Annotated in this window: 23 protein-coding genes and 1 pseudogene; 23 read left to right on the top strand and 1 reads right to left on the bottom strand. The window is 36.1% G+C overall.

Annotated features, from left to right (window positions below; translation table 11 throughout):
- Nucleotides 1–13: 13 nt before the first annotated feature.
- The 23 genes from WMO42_RS06940 (at nucleotide 14) to WMO42_RS06830 (ending at nucleotide 22,016) form a co-directional block, all read left to right on the top strand.
- A complete protein-coding gene (locus WMO42_RS06940) occupies nucleotides 14–823 on the top strand; it encodes a dihydroorotate dehydrogenase electron transfer subunit (RefSeq protein ID WP_022501552.1) in 810 nt (269 codons plus the stop codon).
- On the top strand, nucleotides 823–1,761 hold the full coding sequence (locus WMO42_RS06935; protein ID WP_349153542.1) for a dihydroorotate dehydrogenase: 939 nt from the start codon (nucleotides 823–825) through the stop codon (nucleotides 1,759–1,761). Before WMO42_RS06940 ends, WMO42_RS06935 begins: the two co-directional genes overlap by 1 nt.
- A gap of 127 nt (nucleotides 1,762–1,888) precedes the next feature.
- The gene (locus WMO42_RS06930) at nucleotides 1,889–2,788 is read left to right on the top strand and encodes a phosphate ABC transporter substrate-binding protein (protein ID WP_318255831.1); all 900 of its coding nucleotides are present in this window, start codon (nucleotides 1,889–1,891) and stop codon (nucleotides 2,786–2,788) included.
- A 550-nt stretch (nucleotides 2,789–3,338) separates the two neighbouring features.
- Entirely contained in the window at nucleotides 3,339–4,271 is a 933-nt protein-coding gene (gene pstC / locus WMO42_RS06925; RefSeq protein ID WP_349191865.1) for a phosphate ABC transporter permease subunit PstC, read from the top strand.
- A 74-nt stretch (nucleotides 4,272–4,345) separates the two neighbouring features.
- Nucleotides 4,346–5,221 carry a phosphate ABC transporter permease PstA gene (gene pstA, locus WMO42_RS06920; RefSeq protein ID WP_349191863.1) on the top strand — a complete coding sequence of 292 codons (876 nt, stop codon included), beginning with the start codon at nucleotides 4,346–4,348 and terminating at the stop codon, nucleotides 5,219–5,221.
- Between the two features lie 29 nt (nucleotides 5,222–5,250).
- A complete protein-coding gene (gene pstB / locus WMO42_RS06915) occupies nucleotides 5,251–6,042 on the top strand; it encodes a phosphate ABC transporter ATP-binding protein PstB (RefSeq protein ID WP_055306810.1) in 792 nt (263 codons plus the stop codon).
- 111 nt (nucleotides 6,043–6,153) lie between these two features.
- Nucleotides 6,154–6,984: a PHP-associated domain-containing protein gene (locus WMO42_RS06910; protein ID WP_070101489.1), complete on the top strand. Its 831-nt coding sequence runs from the start codon at nucleotides 6,154–6,156 to the stop codon at nucleotides 6,982–6,984.
- 111 nt (nucleotides 6,985–7,095) lie between these two features.
- Nucleotides 7,096–7,746 carry a phosphate signaling complex protein PhoU gene (phoU, locus tag WMO42_RS06905; protein ID WP_055176319.1) on the top strand — a complete coding sequence of 217 codons (651 nt, stop codon included), beginning with the start codon at nucleotides 7,096–7,098 and terminating at the stop codon, nucleotides 7,744–7,746.
- Between the two features lie 137 nt (nucleotides 7,747–7,883).
- Nucleotides 7,884–9,677, top strand: coding sequence for a Na/Pi cotransporter family protein (locus WMO42_RS06900; RefSeq protein WP_349191862.1), 1,794 nt, complete (start codon nucleotides 7,884–7,886; stop codon nucleotides 9,675–9,677).
- 90 nt (nucleotides 9,678–9,767) lie between these two features.
- Nucleotides 9,768–10,451, top strand: coding sequence for a response regulator transcription factor (locus WMO42_RS06895; RefSeq protein WP_022501543.1), 684 nt, complete (start codon nucleotides 9,768–9,770; stop codon nucleotides 10,449–10,451).
- The gene (locus WMO42_RS06890; protein WP_022501542.1) at nucleotides 10,451–11,818 is read left to right on the top strand and encodes an ATP-binding protein; all 1,368 of its coding nucleotides are present in this window, start codon (nucleotides 10,451–10,453) and stop codon (nucleotides 11,816–11,818) included. Before WMO42_RS06895 ends, WMO42_RS06890 begins: the two co-directional genes overlap by 1 nt.
- Before the next feature lie 198 nt (nucleotides 11,819–12,016).
- Nucleotides 12,017–13,396, top strand: coding sequence for an MATE family efflux transporter (locus tag WMO42_RS06885; protein ID WP_022501541.1), 1,380 nt, complete (start codon nucleotides 12,017–12,019; stop codon nucleotides 13,394–13,396).
- A gap of 210 nt (nucleotides 13,397–13,606) precedes the next feature.
- Nucleotides 13,607–14,374 carry a Uma2 family endonuclease gene (locus WMO42_RS06880; RefSeq protein WP_349153544.1) on the top strand — a complete coding sequence of 256 codons (768 nt, stop codon included), beginning with the start codon at nucleotides 13,607–13,609 and terminating at the stop codon, nucleotides 14,372–14,374.
- 133 nt (nucleotides 14,375–14,507) lie between these two features.
- Nucleotides 14,508–15,407 carry a LysR family transcriptional regulator gene (locus WMO42_RS06875; protein ID WP_055176311.1) on the top strand — a complete coding sequence of 300 codons (900 nt, stop codon included), beginning with the start codon at nucleotides 14,508–14,510 and terminating at the stop codon, nucleotides 15,405–15,407.
- A gap of 87 nt (nucleotides 15,408–15,494) precedes the next feature.
- On the top strand, nucleotides 15,495–16,595 hold the full coding sequence (locus tag WMO42_RS06870) for an alpha/beta hydrolase (protein ID WP_349191860.1): 1,101 nt from the start codon (nucleotides 15,495–15,497) through the stop codon (nucleotides 16,593–16,595).
- 11 nt (nucleotides 16,596–16,606) lie between these two features.
- A complete protein-coding gene (locus WMO42_RS06865) occupies nucleotides 16,607–17,266 on the top strand; it encodes a DUF4405 domain-containing protein (RefSeq protein ID WP_349191858.1) in 660 nt (219 codons plus the stop codon).
- A gap of 57 nt (nucleotides 17,267–17,323) precedes the next feature.
- The gene (locus tag WMO42_RS06860) at nucleotides 17,324–17,773 is read left to right on the top strand and encodes an NAD(P)H-dependent oxidoreductase (protein ID WP_055176307.1); all 450 of its coding nucleotides are present in this window, start codon (nucleotides 17,324–17,326) and stop codon (nucleotides 17,771–17,773) included.
- 71 nt (nucleotides 17,774–17,844) lie between these two features.
- Nucleotides 17,845–18,792, top strand: coding sequence for a prolyl oligopeptidase family serine peptidase (locus tag WMO42_RS06855; RefSeq protein ID WP_055176304.1), 948 nt, complete (start codon nucleotides 17,845–17,847; stop codon nucleotides 18,790–18,792).
- A gap of 311 nt (nucleotides 18,793–19,103) precedes the next feature.
- The gene (locus tag WMO42_RS06850) at nucleotides 19,104–19,991 is read left to right on the top strand and encodes an aldo/keto reductase (RefSeq protein ID WP_349191856.1); all 888 of its coding nucleotides are present in this window, start codon (nucleotides 19,104–19,106) and stop codon (nucleotides 19,989–19,991) included.
- Nucleotides 19,992–20,058: 67 nt separating this feature from the next.
- Complete coding sequence (locus WMO42_RS06845; RefSeq protein ID WP_055306749.1) at nucleotides 20,059–20,757, top strand: flavodoxin; 699 nt, start codon at nucleotides 20,059–20,061, stop codon at nucleotides 20,755–20,757.
- A 23-nt stretch (nucleotides 20,758–20,780) separates the two neighbouring features.
- Entirely contained in the window at nucleotides 20,781–21,413 is a 633-nt protein-coding gene (locus WMO42_RS06840; protein WP_055306748.1) for a flavodoxin family protein, read from the top strand.
- Nucleotides 21,414–21,507: 94 nt separating this feature from the next.
- Nucleotides 21,508–21,822: an ATP-binding protein gene (locus WMO42_RS06835; RefSeq protein WP_055176291.1), complete on the top strand. Its 315-nt coding sequence runs from the start codon at nucleotides 21,508–21,510 to the stop codon at nucleotides 21,820–21,822.
- Nucleotides 21,807–22,016, top strand: coding sequence for a helix-turn-helix domain-containing protein (locus WMO42_RS06830; RefSeq protein ID WP_055176287.1), 210 nt, complete (start codon nucleotides 21,807–21,809; stop codon nucleotides 22,014–22,016). The genes WMO42_RS06835 and WMO42_RS06830 overlap by 16 nt, the downstream gene beginning before the upstream one ends.
- Nucleotides 22,017–22,141: 125 nt before the next feature.
- Here WMO42_RS06830 and eno read toward each other — a convergent pair.
- Nucleotides 22,142–23,344, bottom strand: a pseudogene (gene eno, locus WMO42_RS06825) (phosphopyruvate hydratase); the annotation flags it as partial.
- Between the last annotated feature and the right edge of the window lie 74 nt (nucleotides 23,345–23,418).

The following is a 23,418-nucleotide window of genomic DNA, read 5'->3' as shown; positions in this document are numbered from 1 at the left end:
ATGGAGAATACATATGTCATACAGAGAAAATGCATTAATAATTAAGACTTCGTGTTTAGCCGAAGGCATATATGAAATGTGGTTAAAGACAGATAAGATGGCAGGAGAGGCTGTACCGGGACAGTTCATATCGGTATATTCTAACGATGGAGCAAGACTTCTTCCAAGACCAATAAGCATATGCAGAATAGATAAAGATAATTTAAGGATTGTATACAGGGTTGCTGGAAAGGGGACAGAGGAGTTCTCTAAGATGAAGGAGGGGGAATATGTTAATATTCAAGGACCTCTTGGCAATGGATATGATATTAAGTCTATTATGGAATATGTAAAGAATGTCACAGGAAATGATTGTGCGGACACAGAGTTAAAGGCAATTCTTTTTGGTGGTGGAATTGGTGTTCCTCCAATGCTTGAGCTTGCTAAGCAGCTTGAATGTAAGAAGCAGGCTGTACTTGGTTACAGAAACTCACAGATGTTTTTAAAAGATGAATTTGAGCAGTTTGCTGATGTATATGTTGCAACAGAGGACGGAAGTGCTGGAACTAAAGGTAATGTATTAGATGCAGTAAGAGAGAATAACTTAACAGCAGATGTAATATTTGCCTGCGGCCCTACACCAATGTTAAGAGCAATAAAGGAATATGCGGTAAGCAATAATATCGCCTGTTTCGTATCCTTAGAGGAAAAAATGGCTTGCGGAATAGGAGCGTGCCTTGCCTGCGTATGTCAGTCAACAGATATTGATGACCATTCAAAGGTTAAGAATAAGAGAGTATGTAAAGAAGGCCCTGTATTCAATGTTAAGGAGGTAGAGTTATAATGGCTAATAGAGTAAATCCAATTAATCCGGCAGACGTTAATATGAAAGTAAATATTGCGGGAGTTGAATTTAATAATCCTGTTACTGTTGCCTCAGGAACATTTGGTTCAGGTATGGAATATTGTGAGTATGTAGACCTTAATAAATTAGGTGCGGTCACAACTAAGGGTGTGGCAAATGTACCTTGGCCGGGCAATCCAACACCTAGAATAGCAGAGACTTACGGTGGAATGATTAATGCAATCGGACTTCAAAATCCGGGGCTTGATACATTTGTAAAGAGAGATATTCCATTTCTTAAGCAGTATGATACTAAGATAATAGTAAATGTGTGTGGAAAGACAGAAGAAGATTACGTTGATGCTGTGGAAAAGTTAGGCGAACAGCCAGTTGATATGCTTGAGATTAACATATCCTGCCCTAATGTAAAAGAGGGTGGTATTGCTTTCGGACAGGTTCCAGCTTCAGCAGAGCGTATTACAAAGGCAGTAAAAAAGGTTGCCAAGCAGCCTGTAATTATGAAGTTAAGCCCTAATGTGACAGATATTACAGAGATGGCTAAGGCTGTTGAGGCAGGTGGTGCTGATGCGGTATCCCTTATTAATACATTAACAGGAATGAAGATTGATATTAACAGAAGAACATTTGCAGTTGCCAATAAGACCGGAGGACTTTCAGGTCCAGCTATAAAGCCTGTTGCAGTAAGAATGGTATATCAGGTTGCCAATGCTGTAGCACTTCCTATTATTGGAATGGGCGGAATTGCCAATGCAGATGATGCACTTGAGTTTATTATGGCAGGTGCAACGATGGTATCAGTTGGTACAGCTAATTTTAATGACCCTCTTACAACAATTAAGGTTGTGGACGGAATAAGAGATTATTGTGCTAAAAATGGAGTAGCAGACATTAACGAGCTTATTGGCTGCGTTAAGTAAAATTACAATTTAACAAAGACTTTACATAGATTTCTCGTAGCAGTGGTATTGCATTTTACATACCACTGCTATTCTTTTATCTGTCGATAAGACATAGACCTTTAAAAGAAAAGTGAGGAAAAAATTTATGAGAAAGATGAATTTTAAGAAAAGCGCAGCTGTAATTCTTAGTACAGTATGTATGGTAACAGCACTTGTTGGCTGTGGAAGCAGCAGTGCAGATAATGGAGCAGATGCAGACTCTAACCTTAGCGGAAGCATAACAGCAGCAGGTTCATCAGCATTAAAGCCACTTGTTGATGATGCGGCAGACCTTTTTAATGAAAAATATCCAGATGTTAACATAACAATCGATGCAGGTGGTTCTGGTGAAGGACTTAAGCAGGTATCAGAGGGAACAGTTAACATTGGTAACTCTGATGTGGAGGCAGCAGAAAAGCTTGATGCAGCTAAGGCAGCAGAACTTGTAGACCATAAGGTATGTGTAGTAACAATGGCACCTATCGTAAACAAGGACGTAACAGCAGGTGGTGTTAAGAACCTTACAAAGGCACAGCTTACAGATATTTTTACAGGAAAGATTACTAACTGGAAAGAAGTTGGTGGTGCTGATGAAGCAATCGTGCTTATCACTCGTCCAGAATCTTCTGGTACAAGAGCAACATTTAAGAAATACGCATTAGATGGTGCAAGCGAAGCTTCTAACAAGTCAATGGAAACAGATGATTCAGGTGTACTTTTACAGAATGTTAAGACAACAAAGGGTGCTATCGGATATGTAGCTTTATCTTACCTTGTAAGCAACCCAGGCGTTGATACAGTATCAATTGATGGTGTTGAACCAACACTTGAGAATACATATGCTGGCAAATACCCAGTATGGACATACGAGCATATGTACACAAAGGGCAACGCAGATGAAGTATCCCAGAAGTTCCTCGACTACATCACATCAGATGAATACGGCAAGAAAATGGAATCATTAGGCTACGGCGTATCATCAAAGATGACAGTAAAAGAACACTAAAAAATAGTTGTTAAAACCCCCTTAATTAAAAAGTAAGATAAAATCTTACAAATCATCAGCAACCAAAATTAACATTAAAAGATTGAAAGAAAATCAATCAAAAAATTATAAGACTACAATTAAATCAAGATAAAAAATAAATGTTAGAAAAATTGATAGTCATAAAAAATATAGGATTTAGGCGAGCAGTATCCTGCCCGCCTAAACGCATAGAAATTAATAACATATAAAATGAAAATGTAAAAAAGAAATAACAAAGAGCAAATAACGAAGAATAAATAACAAAGAGTAAAGAAGATACATAAAGCTGATAAACAATTCAACGCAGATTAATCGCAACCCAGTTGTGTGGAGTGTTATATTGCAAGCTGGGTACTGTTGAAACCGTCGGCACTTAGTGGCTGTCCTTTAGCCGCTTAGTACCGCTACGGTTTCAAGTAGCGGGAGCGTGCCCAGCGGTAATATAACACTCCGCATAACGTCCGTAGCTATTAATCCCAACCGTTGAACATATAACAGCCACATTTTATATGTTAAGAATGGAGAAAGTATGAATATTAAAAGAGGTATGTTTACCAAAGAGTACCTGTGGCGTACAATCGTCACCCTGTGTGGTCTTTTCGTTATAGTGCTTACTCTTGGAATAGGTGGATTTCTTGTATACAAGGGTTCAGGAACATTCTTAAAATTCAATCATTCAATCGGTGAGTTCCTGTTTTCACCTGACTGGGCACCTATAGACAATATGGAAGGCGGCGGTTCAGTAGGTACACTTATATTTATAGTAGGTTCATTAAGCACCTGTGGTCTTGCACTGTTTATTGCGACACCATTTGCACTTGGTTCAGCTATATTTATGACAGAGATTTCACCTAAATTTGGTGAAAAATTTTACCGCCCTGTAATCCAGATATTTGCAGGAATTCCTTCAGTAGTATATGGCTGGGTCGGACTTACCGTGCTTGTGCCATTTATAAGAGATATGTTTCACAGACAGGTAGGACATTCAATATTAGCGGCAGGTATTGTGCTTGCAATAATGATATTCCCTACAATAACAAGTGTGTCAGCAGATGCAAACAGATCAGTTCCTAAGGACTACAGAATGGGAGCTTATGGAATGGGCTCAACACGCTGGCAGACAATATATAAGATAGTGCTTCCAGCTTCAGCTTCTGGAATATTCTCAGGTATAATACTTGGTCTTGCAAGAGCATTTGGAGAGGCATTAGCAGTTGCAATGGTAATAGGACAGACAACAGCACTTCCAGACAGCATATTCTCAACAACCAAATCACTTACAACAGAGATAACAGCCCAGATGGGAAATGCGATGGAAGGCGGAGAAACTAAGACAGCGTTGTGGACACTTGCATTGCTTTTGTTCCTTATATCACTTTTGTTCATATTTTTAATACATTTTCTGTCTGCTAAGCAGTCAGAAGAATCTGGAAATAAAAAGAAGGGTGCAAAGACTAATTAAAATCACCTGTTAAAGTTAATAAAGGGTGAAAATGAATATTTGTGCGCAGAAGCGTGCACAGAAATGGAGATTATATGAATAGGATAAAACGTGCCAAGGCACAGGATAGAGTAATTACAGTTATATTTTACTGTATAGCCGTATTCTTCTTTGTACTTCTTGCTGCATTTGCCGGATATGTAATTATTAAGGGCTTTGCGGGTGCAAAACTTTCAATGTTCGGCTTTACAAGGCGTGGTGCTATAGGCAACCAGCTTTTTAATACGATATATCTTGTATTCTTGTCATTGCTTATAACAGTACCAATTGGAACATTTGCTGGAATATATCTTGCAAAATATGCCAAGGGAGGACTTATTACAAAGTTCATAAGAATATGTATAGAGACACTTTCGTCACTTCCATCTATTGTTGTTGGTTTATTTGGCTACCTCATCTTTCTTGTAATTATAGGACTGGATAAAAGCCTTATGGCTGGAGCATTGTCCGTATCAATCATAACACTGCCACTTATAACAACAACAACAGAGGATGCCATAAAAGGACTCCCTAAGGGATATTTTGAAGCGGGTATGGGACTTGGTTCAACACGCTGGCAGGCAATATTCCACATATTACTGCCAGCCTGCCTTCCAAGAATTATGACAGGTGTAATACTTGCAGCAGGACGAGGCTTTGGTGAAGCGGCAGTTCTTTTGTATACAACAGGTTCAGGAACTAACATAAGATGGGGCAACTGGAATCTTGCATCATCAACCTGTCCACTTAACCCATTTCGTTCAGCAGAGACATTATCATTGCAGATATGGGATTTACAGGTTAATGGACAAAATCAGGACCTGGCTAACCTTGCATCAGCAGTACTTCTTATACTTGTGCTTGCATTCAGCATAGGAGCTAACGTGTTAAGTAATAAGATAAATAAGAAGAACTCTGGTGAGAAAGCGTAGAAATGAGGATAAGTATGAGTAATATAGATATGAATAAGAATTCTGAAAATGGAAGCAGTAATTATACAGGTGATGATAAATTTGTAATCAAAAATCTTAATCTTCATTATGGGGATTTTCACGCATTAAAAAATATTAATATGAATATTCCTAAAAATCAGATTACAGCATTTATCGGACCATCTGGATGTGGTAAATCTACATTTTTAAAGACACTTAACAGAATGAATGACTTAATTGAGGGTGTTAAGATTGATGGTGAAGTATACCTTGACGGAGCCAATATATTTACAGAGATGGACGACATAACATTAAGACACAGGGTTGGAATGGTATTCCAGCAGCCTAATCCATTTCCTAAAAGCATATATGACAATATAGCTTACGGACCAAGGTTATTTGGAGTGCACAAGAAAGCAGAACTTGATATTATAGTAGAAAAAGCTTTAAAACAGGCTGCTATATGGGACGAGGTGAAGGACAGACTTAAAAAGTCAGCTCTTGGACTTTCAGGTGGACAGCAGCAGAGATTATGTATTGCAAGAACTCTTGCAGTTGAACCTGAGGTTATTCTTATGGATGAGCCGACATCAGCCCTTGACCCAATATCAACTTCAAGAATTGAAGACCTTGCGATTGAGTTAAAGAATGATTATACAATAATAATGGTAACACACAATATGCAGCAGGCGACAAGAATATCAGATAATACAGCCTTCTTCTTGTTAGGAGAGATGATTGAATACGACAAGACAGAGCAGTTATTCTCTATGCCTAAGAACAAGAAGACAGAAGATTATATTACAGGACGTTTTGGCTGATAATTACATATTTTAGTACCTTGTTATTAAAATATTTAAGAAGTATAATAAAGTTAATTAGTTGTAATGTGATTAATTAATATAGATATATAAATGCGAGGTATTTATTATATGGAATACGTTAAATTCGATATGCACTGTCATACAGCCGAAGGTTCAGTAGATGCCAAGGTTGGGATAGATGATTATATCAAGGTACTTAAGAGCAAAGGTTTTAAAGGAATGGTTGTAACAGACCATGACTCATATGGTGGATATGATGCGTATCTTTCATATGGTAAGAAATATGATGATTTCGTGGTATTAAGAGGCATAGAATATGATAGTCTGGAGTTCGGACATTTTATAGTTATTCTTCCACAGGATACACCTAAAGAGGTGTATGAGCTTATGAGATATAAGGGCCTTACTTTAGATAAGCTTATATATATTGTCCATTGTTGTGATGGAATATTAGGACCTGCACATCCTTATGGAGAACCATTTATGAGCTTTGCATCTACTATGTACTGGAATCAGTCAAAGCAGATTGCACATATGGTTCATTTTGATTTCGTAGAAGGTTATAATGCCTGCGAGAGTGATAAAAGCAATAAGTATGCAAGAAAGTTCGCCAAGGGGTGCAGGGTAGCACTTACAGGCGGAAGTGATGCCCATAACAGTAATTGTGTTGGTATGGGATATACACTTATTCCAGATACAATAAAGACAGAGGACGACCTTATAAAATATTATAAAGATGGCAATCATCCTAAGGTTGGTGGAACAAGATATATATATACAACCAAGGACAAGATAGGAAAGCTTAACAAAGTGCTTGTATATTCTTTTTATATGTATAACAAGATTGGAGCGATGTTTAAGTATCCTAAGAGAGCGAAAGCGTTCAGAAGTGCGTTAAGGGCATTAAACAGACGTTTTATAATATATAGAAAAAGATAATCTGTAATGACCAGAGAATTCATCATATTAACTTAATAGAACCTGTCAGCAATATTGAAATAATTGAGTGTTAGACCGTGTGCCAATAGAAGCACAGGAAAAGAGGTTAATATGAGAAATAGATTTGACAGACAGTTAGTACAACTTAATAATGAATTAATCGAAATGGGTGGCATGATTGAGAAGGCTATATCTGATACAGTAAAGGCACTTGTTAATCAGGATATTGAACTTGCTTCAAATGTAATAGAATATGACGAGGAGATTGATCATCAGGAACGTGAGATTGAACAGTTATGTCTTAAGTTATTATTACAGCAGCAGCCGGTTGCAAAGGATTTACGACTTATATCAGCAGCATTAAAGATGATTACAGATATGGAAAGAATAGGGGATCATGCAACTGATATTTCAGAGATTACAATAGAACTTTCTAAAGAATCATATATTAAGAAGCTTGACCATATACAGCAGATGGCTAAAGAAACTATGGTAATGCTAGTCCAGAGTGTTGAAGCATTTGTTAACAAGGATATGGATAAGGCAAGGACGGTTATCGTACACGATGATGTTGTTGATGATTTATTCAACAAGGTAAAGGCTGAGCTTATAGCTATGATTCACGAAGATGTTAATGCAGGTGAGCAGGCATCAGATCTGCTGATGGCTGCTAAATATTTTGAGAGAATAGGGGATCATGCGACTAACATATCAGAATGGGTTATATTCTCTATAACAGGTCAGCACCCAGATGATAAATAATAATCAATAATTGTTATTTAACATTAATTTTACATTTTACATTGAATTTACATAAGGTTCATATAAGCTTCATATAACTGTTTTACACTCCAAAATGTAAACAAAAAGTAAAGTCTATAAGAAATTTTGGAGGAAAAATGGATATATTTGGTGTATTAGCATTACTTGGAGGATTGGCGATATTCCTCTATGGAATGGATTTATTAGGTGAAGGCTTAACGGGAGCATCAGGAGGAAAGTTAGAGAATATACTTGAAAAGCTTACTTCTAACCCGATAAAGGCTGTTCTTTTAGGAGCTGGTGTTACAGCAGTTATACAGTCATCATCAGCGACGACCGTTATGGTTGTAGGTTTTGTTAATTCAGGTATTATGAAGTTAAGACAGGCAATTGGCATTATAATGGGTGCTAACATAGGTACTACCATAACTTCATGGATATTAAGCCTTACTGGTATTGAGAGTGATAATTTATTTATAAGAATGTTGAAGCCAACATCATTTTCACCAATCCTTGCAGTTATTGGTGTTGTGATGCTTGTATTCCTAAAGAAAGACAAATTTAAAAATCCAGCTAAGATATTTATTGGATTTGCACTTCTTATGTATGGTATGGAAGCTATGAGTTCATCTGTAGAGCCGCTTGCCGAAGTCCCACAGTTTCAGGCTTTATTAACAACATTTAAAAACCCAATACTTGGTATGATTGCAGGACTTGTATTTACAGCAATAATACAGAGTTCATCAGCTTCAGTTGGTATATTACAGGCATTATGTTCTACAGGAATATTAAGCTATTCAACTGTTCTTCCTATAATAATGGGACAGAATATCGGTACTTGTGCAACAGCTATGTTATCAAGTATTGGTGCAAGCAAGAATGGTAAAAGAGCAGCTATAGTTCATCTGTACTTTAATGTTATAGGTACAGTTGTATTTATGACGGTGTTCTATACAGTTAATATGTTTGTACATTTTTCATTTCTGAATGATACAGCTAATGAGATGGGAATTGCGGTAATACATACAACCTTTAATATTATTACAACTGCACTTCTTCTTCCGTTAAGAAATGTGCTTGAGAAGCTCGCATATATGACTATAAGGGTTGATGATGAGGAAAAGGCACTTATGGAAAGACAGAGTGTTAATGAATTTGCACTTTTAGATGACAGATTTCTTGAGTCACCAAGCCTTGCAGTTGAACATTGTAAGACAGTTATAGGCAATATGGCTGATATATCAAGGGAGTCATTATTTACAGCACTTGGACTTATCGGTAATTATGATGAGAATAAGGCATTGTATGTTGGTGAGCTTGAGAGCAGGGTTGATAAATATGAAGATGAGCTTGGTACATATATTATGAAGATAAGTACCAAGATACTTAATAAAGATGACTCAGAGACACTTAATATGATGCTTCACAGCATAGGCGATTTTGAAAGAATATCAGACCACGCCTGTAATCTGTGCGACTCTGCAAGAGAATTGCATAATAAGCAGATGGAATTCTCACCTAAAGCTAAGACGGAGTTAAATATATTATGTTCGGCAGTAAGAGAGGTTGTAGATATATCCTTTGATTCCTTTAAGACTAATAATATTAAAGAAGCAGATAAAGTTGAACCATTAGAAGAACTTATTGATACATTAACAGTTGAGCTTAAAGCTAGACATATAAGAAGATTAAGAGAAGGAAAATGTACTATTGAACTGGGATTTGCACATTCAGATATTCTTAATAATCTTGAGAGAGTGTCAGACCATTGTTCTAATATAGCAGTAGATGTTATCCAGTCAGATAAGGAAAATTTTGATACACACGAATATCTTGATGCAATGAAGAACAGGGATAACCAGCAGTTTGCAAGAGAATATAAAGAATACAAGGAAAAATACAGACTTCCAGAAACTAGAAAATTTGTGTAAAGCGTAGATATCAGCGGATACATTTTGTATAATTTTTTAAAGATAAAATGTATTAATATGCTGAAATCTGTCGCAGAAATCGAGGATATTATGGCATATGTATATGTTGTTGAAGATGATAAAAATATAAGCGAGATTGAAAGCTTTGCTTTAAAGAATGCAGGGCATACAGTTGTTGAGTGTGCAAGCGGCAAAGAATTTCATAAGCTTATGAGAGACAGAATACCAGATATGATACTTCTTGATGTTATGCTTCCAGATGAAGATGGATTAGAGATATTAAGAAAGATAAGACAGACTCCAGAGACAAGAAGAGTTCCTGTTATAATGGTTACAGCTAAGACAACAGAGCTTGATAAAGTTAAAGGACTTGACCTTGGAGCTGATGATTATATAACCAAACCATTTGGAATTATGGAATTAATATCAAGAGTTAAAGCACTTCTTAGAAGGACAGGAAGTTCTGATGAAGAGAAGCTTATAGGAATTGGAAGTCTTTTTATTGATGATGAAAAACGAGTTGCATATGTCGATGATAAACCTGTTGAGCTTACTTATAAAGAGTATGAATTATTAAAATATCTTGCACTTAACCGTGGAATTGTCTTGACAAGGGATAATATAATGGACAGAATATGGAGTACAGATTACGAGGGCGAGTCAAGAACTCTTGATGTTCATATCAAGACATTAAGACATAAGCTTGGTACGGCTGGTAATTATATAAAGACTGTCCGTAATGTAGGATATTTTATGGATGATGAGGCCAAATAATGAAAAAAAGAATTAATCTTTTGTATATGATAATGGCACTTGTTACTATTGTGGCATCTGTATCTATAGCGTGTACTGTGTTCTACAATGTACTAAAGCATGAAGTGCTTGAAGATATGCACAATTACATAGATGTGTTTATTGGTGCAGATGCATGGGGAATGGTAACAGACCCTGACAATATAGTTGAACAGAAGGTAATTGATAATTACGATGGAAATCTTAGAATAACATTTATTAATTCACAGGGTTATGCGGTAGTCGATACACTTGTTGATATTGATAAAATGGAAAATCATAACGAACGTCCTGAGGTTGTTGCGGCTAGACGGAATGGTTATGGATGTGACATAAGAAGGTCCGTAACACTTAATAAGAATTCTTATTATTATGCAGTTGCACTTGATAATGGATATGTGCTAAGAGTTTCAAGGGAAGTAAGCAGTATGACGAGTATTATGACAAGTATGCTCCCTGTTATAATTGTGTTATGTGTAATTCTCTTTATAATCTGTATGATAAGTTCACATTTTCTGACAAAAAGCATTGTTGAGCCGATTGAGTATCTTGCCAATAATATGGATGCTTCGGAGTCGGTTAAAGTATATAAGGAGCTTGTTCCATTTGTTACAACTATTAAAAGGCAACACGAGGATATTATGCGCAATGCCAATATGAGGCAGGAATTCACGGCAAATGTTTCGCACGAATTAAAGACACCGCTGACATCAATATCAGGCTATTCTGAGCTTATTGAAAGTGGTATGGCGGCAGGTGATGATGCCAAGAGATTTGCAGGTGAAATACATAAAAGCTCACAAAGACTTCTCTCGCTTATCAATGATATTATAAGGATATCAGAGCTTGATGCCATATCGACAGAAGAAATATTCGAGACAGTTAATCTGTATGAAACAGCCAGGTCAACGGTGCAGATGCTTGAGATAAGTGCACAGAAGCACAGCATTATTATTGATGTTACAGGAAGTGATGTTAATATTACTGCTGATAAGCAGATGCTTGAGGAGCTTATATATAACCTGTGTGATAATGCGATACGTTACAATAATCCGGGTGGAAAGGTTAAGGTATCTGTGTATACAAGACAGAATAATGGTGTGACTGAAAATGTTCTTGAAGTAGCGGATAACGGTATAGGAATACCTAAGGAACATCAGGACAGGATATTTGAAAGATTTTACAGAGTTGATAAGAGCAGGTCAAAATCTACTGGTGGTACAGGACTTGGGCTTGCGATTGTAAAGCATATAGTAGCTAAACACCATAATGCACATATAGAGCTTGAAAGTGAATTAGGAAAGGGAACTACTATAAGAGTTGTATTTGCTGATAATATGACAGTATAGGCAGTATACTGATTTGATATTAGTAGGTATCAAAGTCGGGGCTTTTGACCCCGGCATCATTATATAATTAAATATACAAATATTGTAGTTAAAGTATGTAAATATTGCAGTTAAATATGTAAATAAAGGTTGACGTTCGCTTATTAATTGATTATCTTATACGAGGTAAGTTAGTTAAGAAATGGAGCGTCAATTTTTATGAGTAAATTATTAGCAGATAAAAAGAAATTATTTGATATTGATAAGGATAATCTGATGTTTCACAATAAAGCACTGTTTGCACTTCTTATACCAATAGTTGTCGAACAGCTGCTTAACTCATTTATGGGTATGGTGGATACTATGATGGTAAGTAACCTTGGAAGCCAGGCAATATCGGGTGTATCGCTTGTTGACTCGGTTAATAACCTTATCGTACAGTTATTTTCTGCTATGGCTACAGGTGCGGCAATTATATGTTCACATTATATAGGAATGAAAGACCGTGAGGGTGCTAATAAGGCGGCAAGACAGGTTGTGCTTACAGTTGCCACAATAGCAGTTGTCATAACAATAGCAGGACTTATATTAAGAAGACCTCTTTTAAGTTTTATATTTGGTAAGGTAGAACCTGAGGTTATGAGCAATGCAGTAACATACTTTCTGTATACAGCGTTAAGTTATCCATTTCTTGCGTTGTTTAGTGCAGGCTCAGCGATATTCAGATCGTGTGGTAATTCAAGATATCCTATGATGGTATCAGTAATCTCTAACGTAATAAATGTATGTGGAAATGCACTTCTTATGTTCGTATTTAATATGGGAGTTGCAGGTGCAGCTATATCAACACTTGTATCAAGAGTGTTCTGTATGGTTGTTATATTTATTGCATTATCCAAGCCAAAGATAGATATAGTAGTATCAGAATATCATAAGATAAGACCTGATTATAAGCTTATAGGCTCGATACTTGCGATAGGTGTTCCGTCAGGAATTGAGAACAGTATGTTCCAGTTCGGTAAGCTTGCAATCCAGTCAACAGTATCAACTATGGGAACAGCGGCTATTGCGGCACAGGCTATGACTAATATATTAGAAAATGTTAATGGTGTCTTTGGAATAGGTGTTGGTATATGCCTTATGACTGTTGTAGGACAGTGTCTTGGAGCAGGAAGAAAAGAAGAAGCCAAGTATTACATAGTCAAATTGTGCGGAATAGCAGAGATAGGAATTATTGTATCTTGTATTATCGTGTATGCACTTGTACGTCCTATAACGGTTCTTGGTGGAATGGAGACAGACAGTGCAAGAATGTGTATAGAGATGGTTGGTGCGATAACAATATATAAGCCAATTGCGTGGGTATTCTCATTCGTTCCAGCATACGGAATGAGAGCGGCAGGAGATGTAAAGTTCTCAATGATAACATCAATGACAACTATGTGGTGTTGCAGGGTTGCATTGTGTATTGGTCTTGTTAAGGTATTCAATATGGGACCAATGGCAGTGTGGTATGGTATGTTCGCAGACTGGACAGTAAGAGGAATAGTCTTTGTAAGCAGATACTTTAGCGGTAAGTGGATTAAGAAGGTTATATAGTATATAGCATAAGGAATATGTCATTTAATGCAATAAATTGTTAAAAGATTAAATGGTAAATTAATAAAGATAAACGGTTAAAAAATGGAAACTTTATTATAGTAACGGTTAAAATTATATATAATACCGGTTGACAAATGGAAATTCACCTCCTATACTTTAATTAAAGTAACTTATAGACATTAGACCTATTATACGGAGGTGCTGCATATGACTATTCAGGAGATGAAGGATAAGAAGAAAGAGAAAGGGTATACTTATGCACAGATGGCAGAGTTATCGGGAGTACCATTAGGAACAATACAGAAGATATTTTCTGGTGAAACAGAAAGTCCACGCTATGATACGCTTCTGGCACTTGAACAGATTTTCACAGAGCAATCTGTAGTGTGCGAGGCTGCGGCTTCTTATAAGACTGACAGGAATGGAAGTTATACGCTTGATGATTATTATGCCTTACCAGAGGATCAGAGAGTTGAGTTAATTGATGGATATTTCTATACAATGCTGTCGCCTACATTTGGACATCAGTCAATTGCAGGAGAAATACACCGTCAGATTGCTAATTATATTATGGAGCATAACGGAAGCTGCCGTCCATTTATTGCACCGGTAGATGTACAGCTTGACTGCGATAATAAGACAATGGTTGAGCCAGATGTTGGCATAATATGTGACACTTCCAAGATTAAGAGATTTGGAATATATGGAGCACCGGATTTTGTTCTTGAAGTAATATCTCCATCTACTAAGAAAAGGGACTATGCCCTTAAGCTGTCAAAGTATATGGAAGCTGGTGTCCGTGAATATTGGATAGTGGATTTCGTGCAGGCGAAGATACTTGTATATTATTTTGAAGGTGACAACTATCCTGTTATATATGGATTTGACAAGCCGGTTCCAGTGAATATCTATGGTGGTGACCTTGCTATAGACTTTTCTAATATTGCTAAGTGGCTTGAGGAAGGGATGGAATAAGAATACATTATTCATAATTATTAAATAAATATAAACGACTTGACCGGTAGTTACTACCGAGTGCTATGCTTATAACATAGTTAATTAACAAAGAACATATTTAGTATTGTAATAATATGGAGGATGACGTAAGATGATGTACAATTCGCAGTTAGAAACTTTTATATGTGTAGTTGAGTCGGGAAGCTTTAGCAAGGCGGCGGAAAAGCTTTTTATATCTTCACCAGCGGTTATAAAGCAGATTAATTCTTTAGAGGCAAGCCTTGGTCTGCAATTATTTAATCGTACTCATAGAGGGCTGGTTATGACAGAGGCAGGAAAGTCAATATATAATGATGCCAGGTATGTGATTGATTATTGCAGGGAATCAGTGAAGAGGGCTAAGGATGCTATGCAGATATCAGATGATGTTATAAGGGTTGGAATATCACCAGTTACACCTCCGCAGATATTTGTTGAATTATGGCCAGAGATACAAAGATTATATCCAGATATGAAGTTTCAGTTAGTTCCATTTGAGAATACAACGGAGAATGCAAGAGAGATACTGGGTAATCTTGGAAAGAATATAGATGTTGTGGCAGGAATATTTGATGAGGCTTTGTTAAAGCTGCGTGGGTGTGATGGAATAAAGATATCAATGGAACCTTTTTGTGTGGGTGTTTCGTTTCATCACAGACTAGCCAGAAAGAATATAATTAATCTTGAGGATATGGAAGGAGAGAACCTTATGCTTATGTATAAGGGGTGGAGTACTTATAACGATAAGCTCCGTTCTGATTTGATAAAGAATTATCCGGGGATTAATATAACAGATATAGAGCTTTATAATGTTGATGCATTTAACAGATGTGAGAATAATAATGGGTTATTGCTTACAATAAAAAGCTGGGAAAGCGTACATCCATTAATAAAGATAATACCAGTGGACTGGGATTATAAGATACTATATGGGTTATTATATTCTAAAGAGCCATCTGACAAAGTAAAAAGGCTTATTAAAGCTGTAGAAAAGTTAAGCAATAACCAATAGGTTAATACTGAATAACTAATCGGGACTTCTTAAATGAAGTCCTTTTTTTTATAATACAATCAAGAAGTATTAAAAGTGAGGTGAAGTATGAGTACAGGATTAAGAATTACACAGGTAGTGTTACTGCTTATAGGTGTTATGACACTGTATGGATGTGGAAGTGCTGATAATACAGATAATAATAATAATAATATGGCAGAGCAGAATTTAAGAAGTACAAATAACATCAGTAATCAGGAAGACAATATAAGAAAGAATGAATATAGTGGAGATAATATGCAGTCAGATAAAGATAGTAATAATAAATATACAAAGGATACAAGAGTAATAGATGTTATTAATGATGAAGCATTTGGTAATTATGGAAGATTAATATTTCCTGTTGATATGAGAATAAGCAATGATTTGACATTGGAAAATATAAGTTCAATACTTCCCTGGTATAGTGAGATTAATACAGACAAAACTGTAGAGATTGTTAATTATTTAAGAAATGAAGCTGAGAGCGGCAGACAGATATTTTATGATATATATAGTGATAGTGAGAAAGCCGATGATCCAGAGAAACAAAATACAGGAATATTTTTCTTTAAAGGTAATGATAATGCCAAAAGTGCTGTAGTCAATGCTGGTGGTGGTTTTGTATATGTTGCAGGAATACACGATAGTTTTCCGCACGCATTGGAATTATCTAAAAAGGGTTATAATGCATTTGCATTAATATACAGACCAGGAGCACAGACAGCGTGTGAAGATCTTGCAAGAGCAATAGCATTTCTGTACGAGCACTCAGCTGAACTTAACATAGATATGACAGATTATTCACTCTGGGGTGGTTCAGCAGGAGCAAGAATGGCGGCGTGGCTTGGTTCATATGGAACATCAACTTTTGGTGAAAAGACATATCCAAAGCCAGCATCAGTTATTATGCAGTATACAGGACTTTCACAGGTGCAGGGAAATGAACCTCCTACATATGCGTGTGTTGGTACAAGTGATGGAATAGCTTCGTATAGAAGTATGGAAAGATACATTAATCAGATAAAACGTAACGGAACTAATGCAGAGATTGAAGTGTTTAATGGTTTGTCACACGGTTTTGGTTTAGGACAGGGAACGGTGGCAGAAGGCTGGATTAATAATGCAGTAAGTTTCTGGGAAAGTAATATGAAAGGAATAATAAAATGAACAGAAAACTAATGGCAAAAATATTAATAGACATATGTCTTACAGTAAGCCTGTTATTGCTTATGCCGTATAGTCTTATAGGAGAGACAGCCCATGAGTGGATTGGAATGGCAATGCTTGTGCTGTTTATAGTTCACCATATATTAAACAGAAAATGGATAGGTGCATTGGCAAAAGGCAGATATACTATTTTCAGAATATATCAGACATTACTTGTGATAGCTATGCTGATACTAATGCTGGGGTCAATGATAAGCGGAATACTTCTGTCTAATCATATATTTAAAGCTGTAACAATTGCTGGTACTACGATAGCAGCAAGACAGGTGCATATGTTCTGCGCATATTGGGGATTTGTCGTAATGTCACTTCATCTTGGACTGCATTGGAATATGGTTGTTGGTATGGTGTCTGGATTGTTCAAGGACAGATATGTATATAGAAGATGGCTTTCAAGAATAATAGTACTGATAGCTGGCATTTATGGAATATATGCTTTTAATAAGCGACAGATAGGTGCATATCTTTTGATGAAAGTACATTTTGTATTTTATGATTATACAGAAAATGTAATGTTTTTTATATTAGATTATGTTGCTGTTATGGCATTAATAGCAATGATTAGCTATTGCTTCAGCAAACTGATAAAAAAGACAAATTACAGAAAATAATATAAAAAGCTGGTAAAAAAATAATATTAAATAGTGTGGTAGAAAAGGAGAATTAAAATGAAAATTTTATTTATTAACGGAAGTCCTAACAAGGAAGGTAATACAAAGAAGCTTGCAGATGCATTATTATCAGGAAAAGAGTATGAAACAATAAATCTTACAGATTTAAAGATATACAGCTATGGCCAGAATTATGAAGACGATGAACTTGGTGTTGTAATTGATAAGATGAAGAAAGCAGATACAATTGTCATTGGTTCACCACTTTACTGGCATAATATATGTGGTTCAGTAAGAAATGTGCTTGATAGATTTTATGGTCTTGTAAGTGAAAGTGAATTACAGGGAAGAGATATGTATTTTCTATTTCAGGGAGCAGCACCGGAAAAATGGATGCTGGAAGCTGGTGAGTATACTATGAAGCAATTTGCAGGACTTTATGGAATGAATTATAAAGGAATGGCAACTGATAGGACAGAAGCTATAAAGTTTGGAAAAAATATCTAACAGTGCTTGTACATAACGGCATTGAGGCAAGAGTGCCAGTGAGACTTAATGTGTAATACAGGAGAAAATGTATGAATAGAAAAATGCTATATATGATTGTTTCAATTACACTTATGATAAGTCTGTCAGCCTGTGGCAGTGTTAATAATAAACCAGTGTCAGTTTGGCAGACAACTGGAATAAATAATTCGGTGAATTCAGGCACTAATGAGGATAATACAACTAATACTGGTTCTGATGTAATATCAGATGAAGATAATTCTATTAATAAAGCTGATAATTATAATGTAGAAAATGGAACAAAAGAATATAGAGGTTTTGTTCTTGATAATGTATTACATTCAGCAACAGAAGGTGATATTCATTATAATGTATACATACCAGATGATTATGATGGAAGTGAAAGTTATGCGCTGTTTATGACACTTCCGGGTTATCAAGGTCTGTATTTCCAAGGTGTTGGAGAAAATGTAAGGACAGAAGAATTTGGATTTGCTGCAAGAGATTATATTCCTAAGATGATTATAGTTGCACCGCAGCTTAATGACTGTGGTGACACTTCGGCAAGACAGACAATAGCGCTTACAGAATATTTTCTTGATGCTTATAATATTGATAAGTCGAGAGTATATGCTGAAGGGTACTCTGGAGGCGGAGAGACTATGTCACGGGTTATGGGTATGCAGCCGGAGCTATATACAGCCTATCTTCAATGCAGTTCACAGTGGGACGGAGCGTATGATAAGGTTGTTAATAGCAGGACACCAGTATATTTTGTTATAGGTGAGAAAGATGAATATTATGGTTCAGAACCATCACGTAAGGCTTACAATGAACTTCACAGCTTATATAGGCAGCAGGGTTTAAGTGATAGTGATATAGATAAACTGTTAGTGCTGGATATTAAACCGACATCGTATTTTACAAGTAAAGGAATTACTAATCAGCACGGATATGGCGGTTCATTATTTGTAAGGGACGAGAGTATTATGAACTGGTTATTTGCAAAGGTTAGATAAATAATGGTTAAGTTTAAAAGGTTTTAAATACAATTTTGAAAATAGTTTTAAAAATAGCCTTAAAAATAGTTATAACCTAATGGTTATAACTGCAAAACTAATAGAGACTTCTTATATAAGAGATATGTATTATAATAAAGATGTAAAGAGAGCAGATGACTGCATAATAAAAAGGTACTGATTATGTCAGTACGATGTCAGTATGTATATGTTTTATGGTTATGTAGTCATCTGCACAATAGTCATTACAGGGAGTTGTAAATATATATAACAATTCTAAAATATAGTTTGTTAAATAGGAGGATAAGGTAATGGAATATGTAACATTAAGCAATGGAGTAAAAATGCCAATATTAGGTTATGGCGTATATCAGGTAACTAAGGATGAATGTGAAAGATGTGTTCTTGATGCTCTTAAAGTTGGATACAGAGCAATTGATACAGCACAGAGTTATTTCAACGAGGAAGAGGTTGGTAATGCAATTGAAAAATCAGGAGTACCAAGAGAAGAAATTTTCCTCACAACAAAGGTATGGATTGAGCATTATGGATATGAAGAAGCTAAGAAGTCAGTTCTTGAGTCTATGAAAAAGTTAAAGACAAATTATCTTGATTTAGTACTTCTTCACCAGCCATTTTCAGATGCCTATGGTGCATACCGTGCCCTTGAAGATTTATATGATGAAGGCAAGATAAGAGCAATAGGTATATCTAACTTCTATGTTGACAGAATGGTTGATTTTGCATCATTTAACAGAATTAAGCCAATGATTAATCAGGTAGAAACACATATTTTTAACCAGCAGAAGGAATTGAAAGAATGGGCTGATAAATATGGAATTCAGTTAGAGGCTTGGGCACCATTTGGAGAAGGAAGAGGAGGTACTTTCGATAATCCAGTCATTGATGAGATTGCTAAGAAATATGGAAAAACTCCAGCACAGGTTATGCTTCGCTGGCATATTCAAAGAGGTATTGTGGTTATTCCAAAATCAACTCATATTGAAAGAATGGAAGAGAATTTCAATGTATTTGACTTCACACTTTCTGATGAAGATATGAATACTATTGCAGGACTTGATAAGGTAGAAAGTTCATTCTTCTCACATCAGGATCCTAAGATGGTTGAGTGGTTTGTAAATATTGTCGAAGAAAGAAAAAATAATAACGACAGTTCAAAGGAAAAGAAGAACTGGTAAATTATACAATAATCAGAGCAGTATTAATAATGTTATTAAAGAATAAATAAAGAAGGGAAAGGTATATATGAAATTAAGAAAAATAATATGTATTATGGCAGCTTGTGTGTTATCACTTGGTATGCTTGCAGGTTGTGGAAGTACATCATCCAATAGTACCAGCAATACAACAAGCAAAACAGATAGTACAGTTAAGGCAACACAAAGTTCTACTACTTCAGGGAGCAGTATATCGGCAGATACTAAAGTAGCTGATACCACAACAGAGGCATCAGGCAGCAAAACTCTTGTAGTATTTTATTCAGCAACAGGAAGTACAAGAAATGTAGCGCAGGAAATAGCTAAGGAAATAGGTGCGGATACATTTGAAATAACACCAGTTCAGGCATACACTAATGACGACCTTAACTGGCAGAATAATAACAGCAGAGTTTCTAAGGAACATAATAATGAGAGCCTCAGGGATGTAGCACTTACTAAGATTACACCAGATAACTGGGCTTCTTATGATACAGTATTAATAGGTTACCCAATCTGGTGGTATATTGCTGCATGGCCTGTTAATAACTTTGTAAAGGGCAATGACTTTACAGGCAAGACAGTTATTCCATTCTGTACATCTGCATCATCAGGAATAGGTGATAGTGGTAATTTGTTACAGAAAATGGCTGGTACAGGTAACTGGAAAGCTGGACAGAGATTTAGTTCCGGAGCATCAGAATCAGAGATTTCTAAATGGGTTAAGTCACTTAATCTTAGCAAATAAATAATCTGGAAAAGAGGATTAAGATGAAAGTGTTATTGGTTAATGGCAGCCCACATAAAGAGGGCTGTACATATACGGCATTATGTGAAGTGTCAAAGGCATTAAATGAAAATGGAGTTGATACAGACATTTTCTGGATAGAAAATAAACCTCTTTCAGGATGTATAGCCTGCAAAAAATGTAAAGACAATAACAGATGTGTATTTAATGACTCAGTAAATGAATTCCTTGATATTGCTGGTGATTATGATGGTTTCATATTTGGTTCTCCTGTACATTGGGGAGGAGCTTGTGGCACAATTACATCATTTATGGATAGAGTGTTCTATGCAGACCTCAATGGTAAAGGCGGACGTTTCAGACTAAAGCCGGCAGCAGCAGTGATATCAGCAAGAAGAGCTGGTACAACAGCTACCTGGGATCAGATGAATAAATATTTTGGACTTATGCAGATGCCTATTGTGACTTCGCGATACTGGAATATGGTACACGGAGCAACTCCTGATGAAGTAAAGCAGGATAAAGAAGGTATGCAGGTTATGCAGGTACTTGGCAACAATATGGCGTTCTTTATAAATTGTAAGAATGTGGCTATGAAGATGGGAATTAATATGCCAGAAGAACCTGAATTTGTGTTTACGAATTTTATAAGATAATATGTAATGGTTAAAAAGCGGAATTTAGAGCGGAGCTCTTTGTTCTGCTTTTTTAAGCAGTTATACAGCTAAATTTGTTATAGAAAAAGAACGAATGTATGTAGAAAATGCAAGCCGAGCAATGGGAGGAGGATTTATTACAGTTGATAATCTTGAACCTAATCCTAAAAATCCAATTATAGCAGCATTTTTTAGAAATATTGGTTACGCCGACCAGCTTGGCTCAGGAGTTCGCAATCTGTTTAAATATAGCAAATATTATTCCAGACAAGAACCAAGGTTTGTAGAAGGAGATATTTTTAAAATAATTGTTCCATTGGACGATGATTATTCATATGACTATGTAATAAAGAATGAAGAAATAAATAGCAAAAAAGTGCCGATAAAAAAGTATTGGAAAAAGATGTAATTATTAAAAAACAGCAGAAAAAAATACTTGAGTATATAAAAGAAAACGGTAAAATAACTTCACGTCAGGCGGAAGAATTACTTGAGGTAAAGCAAAGACGTGCAAGGATAGTTCTTGTAGAAATGGTAAATAATGGATTGTTAGAAAAACAGGGAGCTTATAAGACACCAGTATATGTGATAAATAATAAATAATTTATTTGTATTTTGTGTATATAACGTAATAGTTAAATATATGTAATCGGGTTAGAAGATAAAAATATAAGCTGTAAATGCCAATCATCTTAGCACTTACAGCTTATTGTTATGTATACATTTAATTAATGAACATTAAATGCTTTAATTCCAGGATATACGGCTGAGTCACCGAGTTCTTCTTCAATTCTAAGTAACTGGTTATACTTAGCAACACGTTCTGAACGAGAAGGTGCACCAGTCTTTATCTGGCAGGTATTAAGAGCTACTGCAAGGTCAGCGATTGTTGTATCGGCTGTTTCACCTGAACGGTGTGAGCTGATAGCTGTGTAGCCAGCCTTATGAGCCATCTTAATAGCCTCAAGTGTTTCAGATACAGAACCAATCTGGTTAAGCTTTATAAGAATAGCATTACCAGCACCAAGGCTTATACCCTTAGAAAGTCTTTCAGTATTAGTTACGAAAAGGTCATCACCAACGAGCTGAACCTTGTCGCCAAGTCTTGTTGTAAGTTTCTGCCAGCCTTCCCAGTCCTCTTCATCAAGACCATCTTCGATAGAAATGATAGGATATTTTTCGCAGAGAGCTGCCCAATGCTCGATAAGCTGTTCAGCAGTATATTCTGTACCAGCCTTAGGAAGCTTGTAGTAACCTTTTCCTTTTTCAGATTTCCATTCAGAAGAAGCTGCATCCATAGCAATCCTGAAATCTTTGCCTGGTTCATATCCAGCCTTCTTAACGGCTTCAAGAATAGTTTCGATAGCTTCTTCATCAGACTTTAATGCAGGAGCAAAACCACCTTCATCACCAACAGAAGTTGCAAGTCCGCGTTCCTTTAATATAGAAGCAAGTGCGTGGAATACTTCTGAGCACCATCTTAAACATTCTTTAAATGAAGGTGCGCCAACAGGCATAATCATAAATTCCTGAACATCAAGTCCAGATGATAAAGCGTGACAGCCACCATTAATAATGTTCATCATAGGAACTGGAAGTCTGTTGCCTGAAATTCCACCTAAGAATTTATAAAGAGGAATATCAAGAGCAATGCTTGCAGCTCTACAGCAGGCGATTGATACAGCAAGTATTGCATTAGCACCAAGCTTAGATTTATCCTTAGTTCCGTCAGCCTTTATCATAGCAGCATCAACAGCATATATATCAGACGCATCAAGACCTACAAGTGTATCATTGATAATTGTATTAATATTATCAACAGCCTTTGTAACTCCTTTGCCTAAATATCTTGACTTATCACCATCCCTTAACTCAAGAGCCTCAAATTCACCAGTTGAAGCACCAGATGGAGCAGTACCACGACCAACAGTTCATATGGGTGTTTAGATACAGAATTTATTCTGAATAGCACTGATTAAATACCAAATAACACATCTCAATTGAA

Source organism: Lachnospira sp. CLA-JM-H23 (assembly GCF_040096425.1).
GTDB classification, from domain to species: Bacteria; Bacillota; Clostridia; order Lachnospirales; family Lachnospiraceae; genus Lachnospira; species Lachnospira rogosae.
Note: the sequence above shows the minus strand (reverse complement) of the source record. Positions and strands in the feature narration are given on the sequence as shown.

Bases quoted from the DNA above. Each gene is read 5' to 3' on its own strand.
- WMO42_RS06860 (WP_055176307.1), top strand. From the start codon at position 17,324: ATGAAAATTTTATTTATTAACGGAAGTCCTAACAAGGAAGGTAATACA.
- WMO42_RS06865 (WP_349191858.1), top strand. From the start codon at position 16,607: ATGGCAAAAATATTAATAGACATATGTCTTACAGTAAGCCTGTTATTG.
- phoU (WP_055176319.1), top strand. From the start codon at position 7,096: ATGAGAAATAGATTTGACAGACAGTTAGTACAACTTAATAATGAATTA.
- WMO42_RS06835 (WP_055176291.1), top strand. From the start codon at position 21,508: ATGTATGTAGAAAATGCAAGCCGAGCAATGGGAGGAGGATTTATTACA.
- WMO42_RS06885 (WP_022501541.1), top strand. From the start codon at position 12,017: ATGAGTAAATTATTAGCAGATAAAAAGAAATTATTTGATATTGATAAG.
- WMO42_RS06875 (WP_055176311.1), top strand. From the start codon at position 14,508: ATGATGTACAATTCGCAGTTAGAAACTTTTATATGTGTAGTTGAGTCG.
- WMO42_RS06890 (WP_022501542.1), top strand. From the start codon at position 10,451: ATGAAAAAAAGAATTAATCTTTTGTATATGATAATGGCACTTGTTACT.
- WMO42_RS06880 (WP_349153544.1), top strand. From the start codon at position 13,607: ATGACTATTCAGGAGATGAAGGATAAGAAGAAAGAGAAAGGGTATACT.
- WMO42_RS06900 (WP_349191862.1), top strand. From the start codon at position 7,884: ATGGATATATTTGGTGTATTAGCATTACTTGGAGGATTGGCGATATTC.
- WMO42_RS06930 (WP_318255831.1), top strand. From the start codon at position 1,889: ATGAGAAAGATGAATTTTAAGAAAAGCGCAGCTGTAATTCTTAGTACA.
- WMO42_RS06895 (WP_022501543.1), top strand. From the start codon at position 9,768: ATGGCATATGTATATGTTGTTGAAGATGATAAAAATATAAGCGAGATT.
- WMO42_RS06935 (WP_349153542.1), top strand. From the start codon at position 823: ATGGCTAATAGAGTAAATCCAATTAATCCGGCAGACGTTAATATGAAA.
- WMO42_RS06855 (WP_055176304.1), top strand. From the start codon at position 17,845: ATGAATAGAAAAATGCTATATATGATTGTTTCAATTACACTTATGATA.
- pstC (WP_349191865.1), top strand. From the start codon at position 3,339: ATGAATATTAAAAGAGGTATGTTTACCAAAGAGTACCTGTGGCGTACA.
- WMO42_RS06870 (WP_349191860.1), top strand. From the start codon at position 15,495: ATGAGTACAGGATTAAGAATTACACAGGTAGTGTTACTGCTTATAGGT.
- WMO42_RS06850 (WP_349191856.1), top strand. From the start codon at position 19,104: ATGGAATATGTAACATTAAGCAATGGAGTAAAAATGCCAATATTAGGT.
- WMO42_RS06845 (WP_055306749.1), top strand. From the start codon at position 20,059: ATGAAATTAAGAAAAATAATATGTATTATGGCAGCTTGTGTGTTATCA.
- pstB (WP_055306810.1), top strand. From the start codon at position 5,251: ATGAATAAGAATTCTGAAAATGGAAGCAGTAATTATACAGGTGATGAT.
- WMO42_RS06910 (WP_070101489.1), top strand. From the start codon at position 6,154: ATGGAATACGTTAAATTCGATATGCACTGTCATACAGCCGAAGGTTCA.
- WMO42_RS06840 (WP_055306748.1), top strand. From the start codon at position 20,781: ATGAAAGTGTTATTGGTTAATGGCAGCCCACATAAAGAGGGCTGTACA.
- pstA (WP_349191863.1), top strand. From the start codon at position 4,346: ATGAATAGGATAAAACGTGCCAAGGCACAGGATAGAGTAATTACAGTT.
- WMO42_RS06940 (WP_022501552.1), top strand. From the start codon at position 14: ATGTCATACAGAGAAAATGCATTAATAATTAAGACTTCGTGTTTAGCC.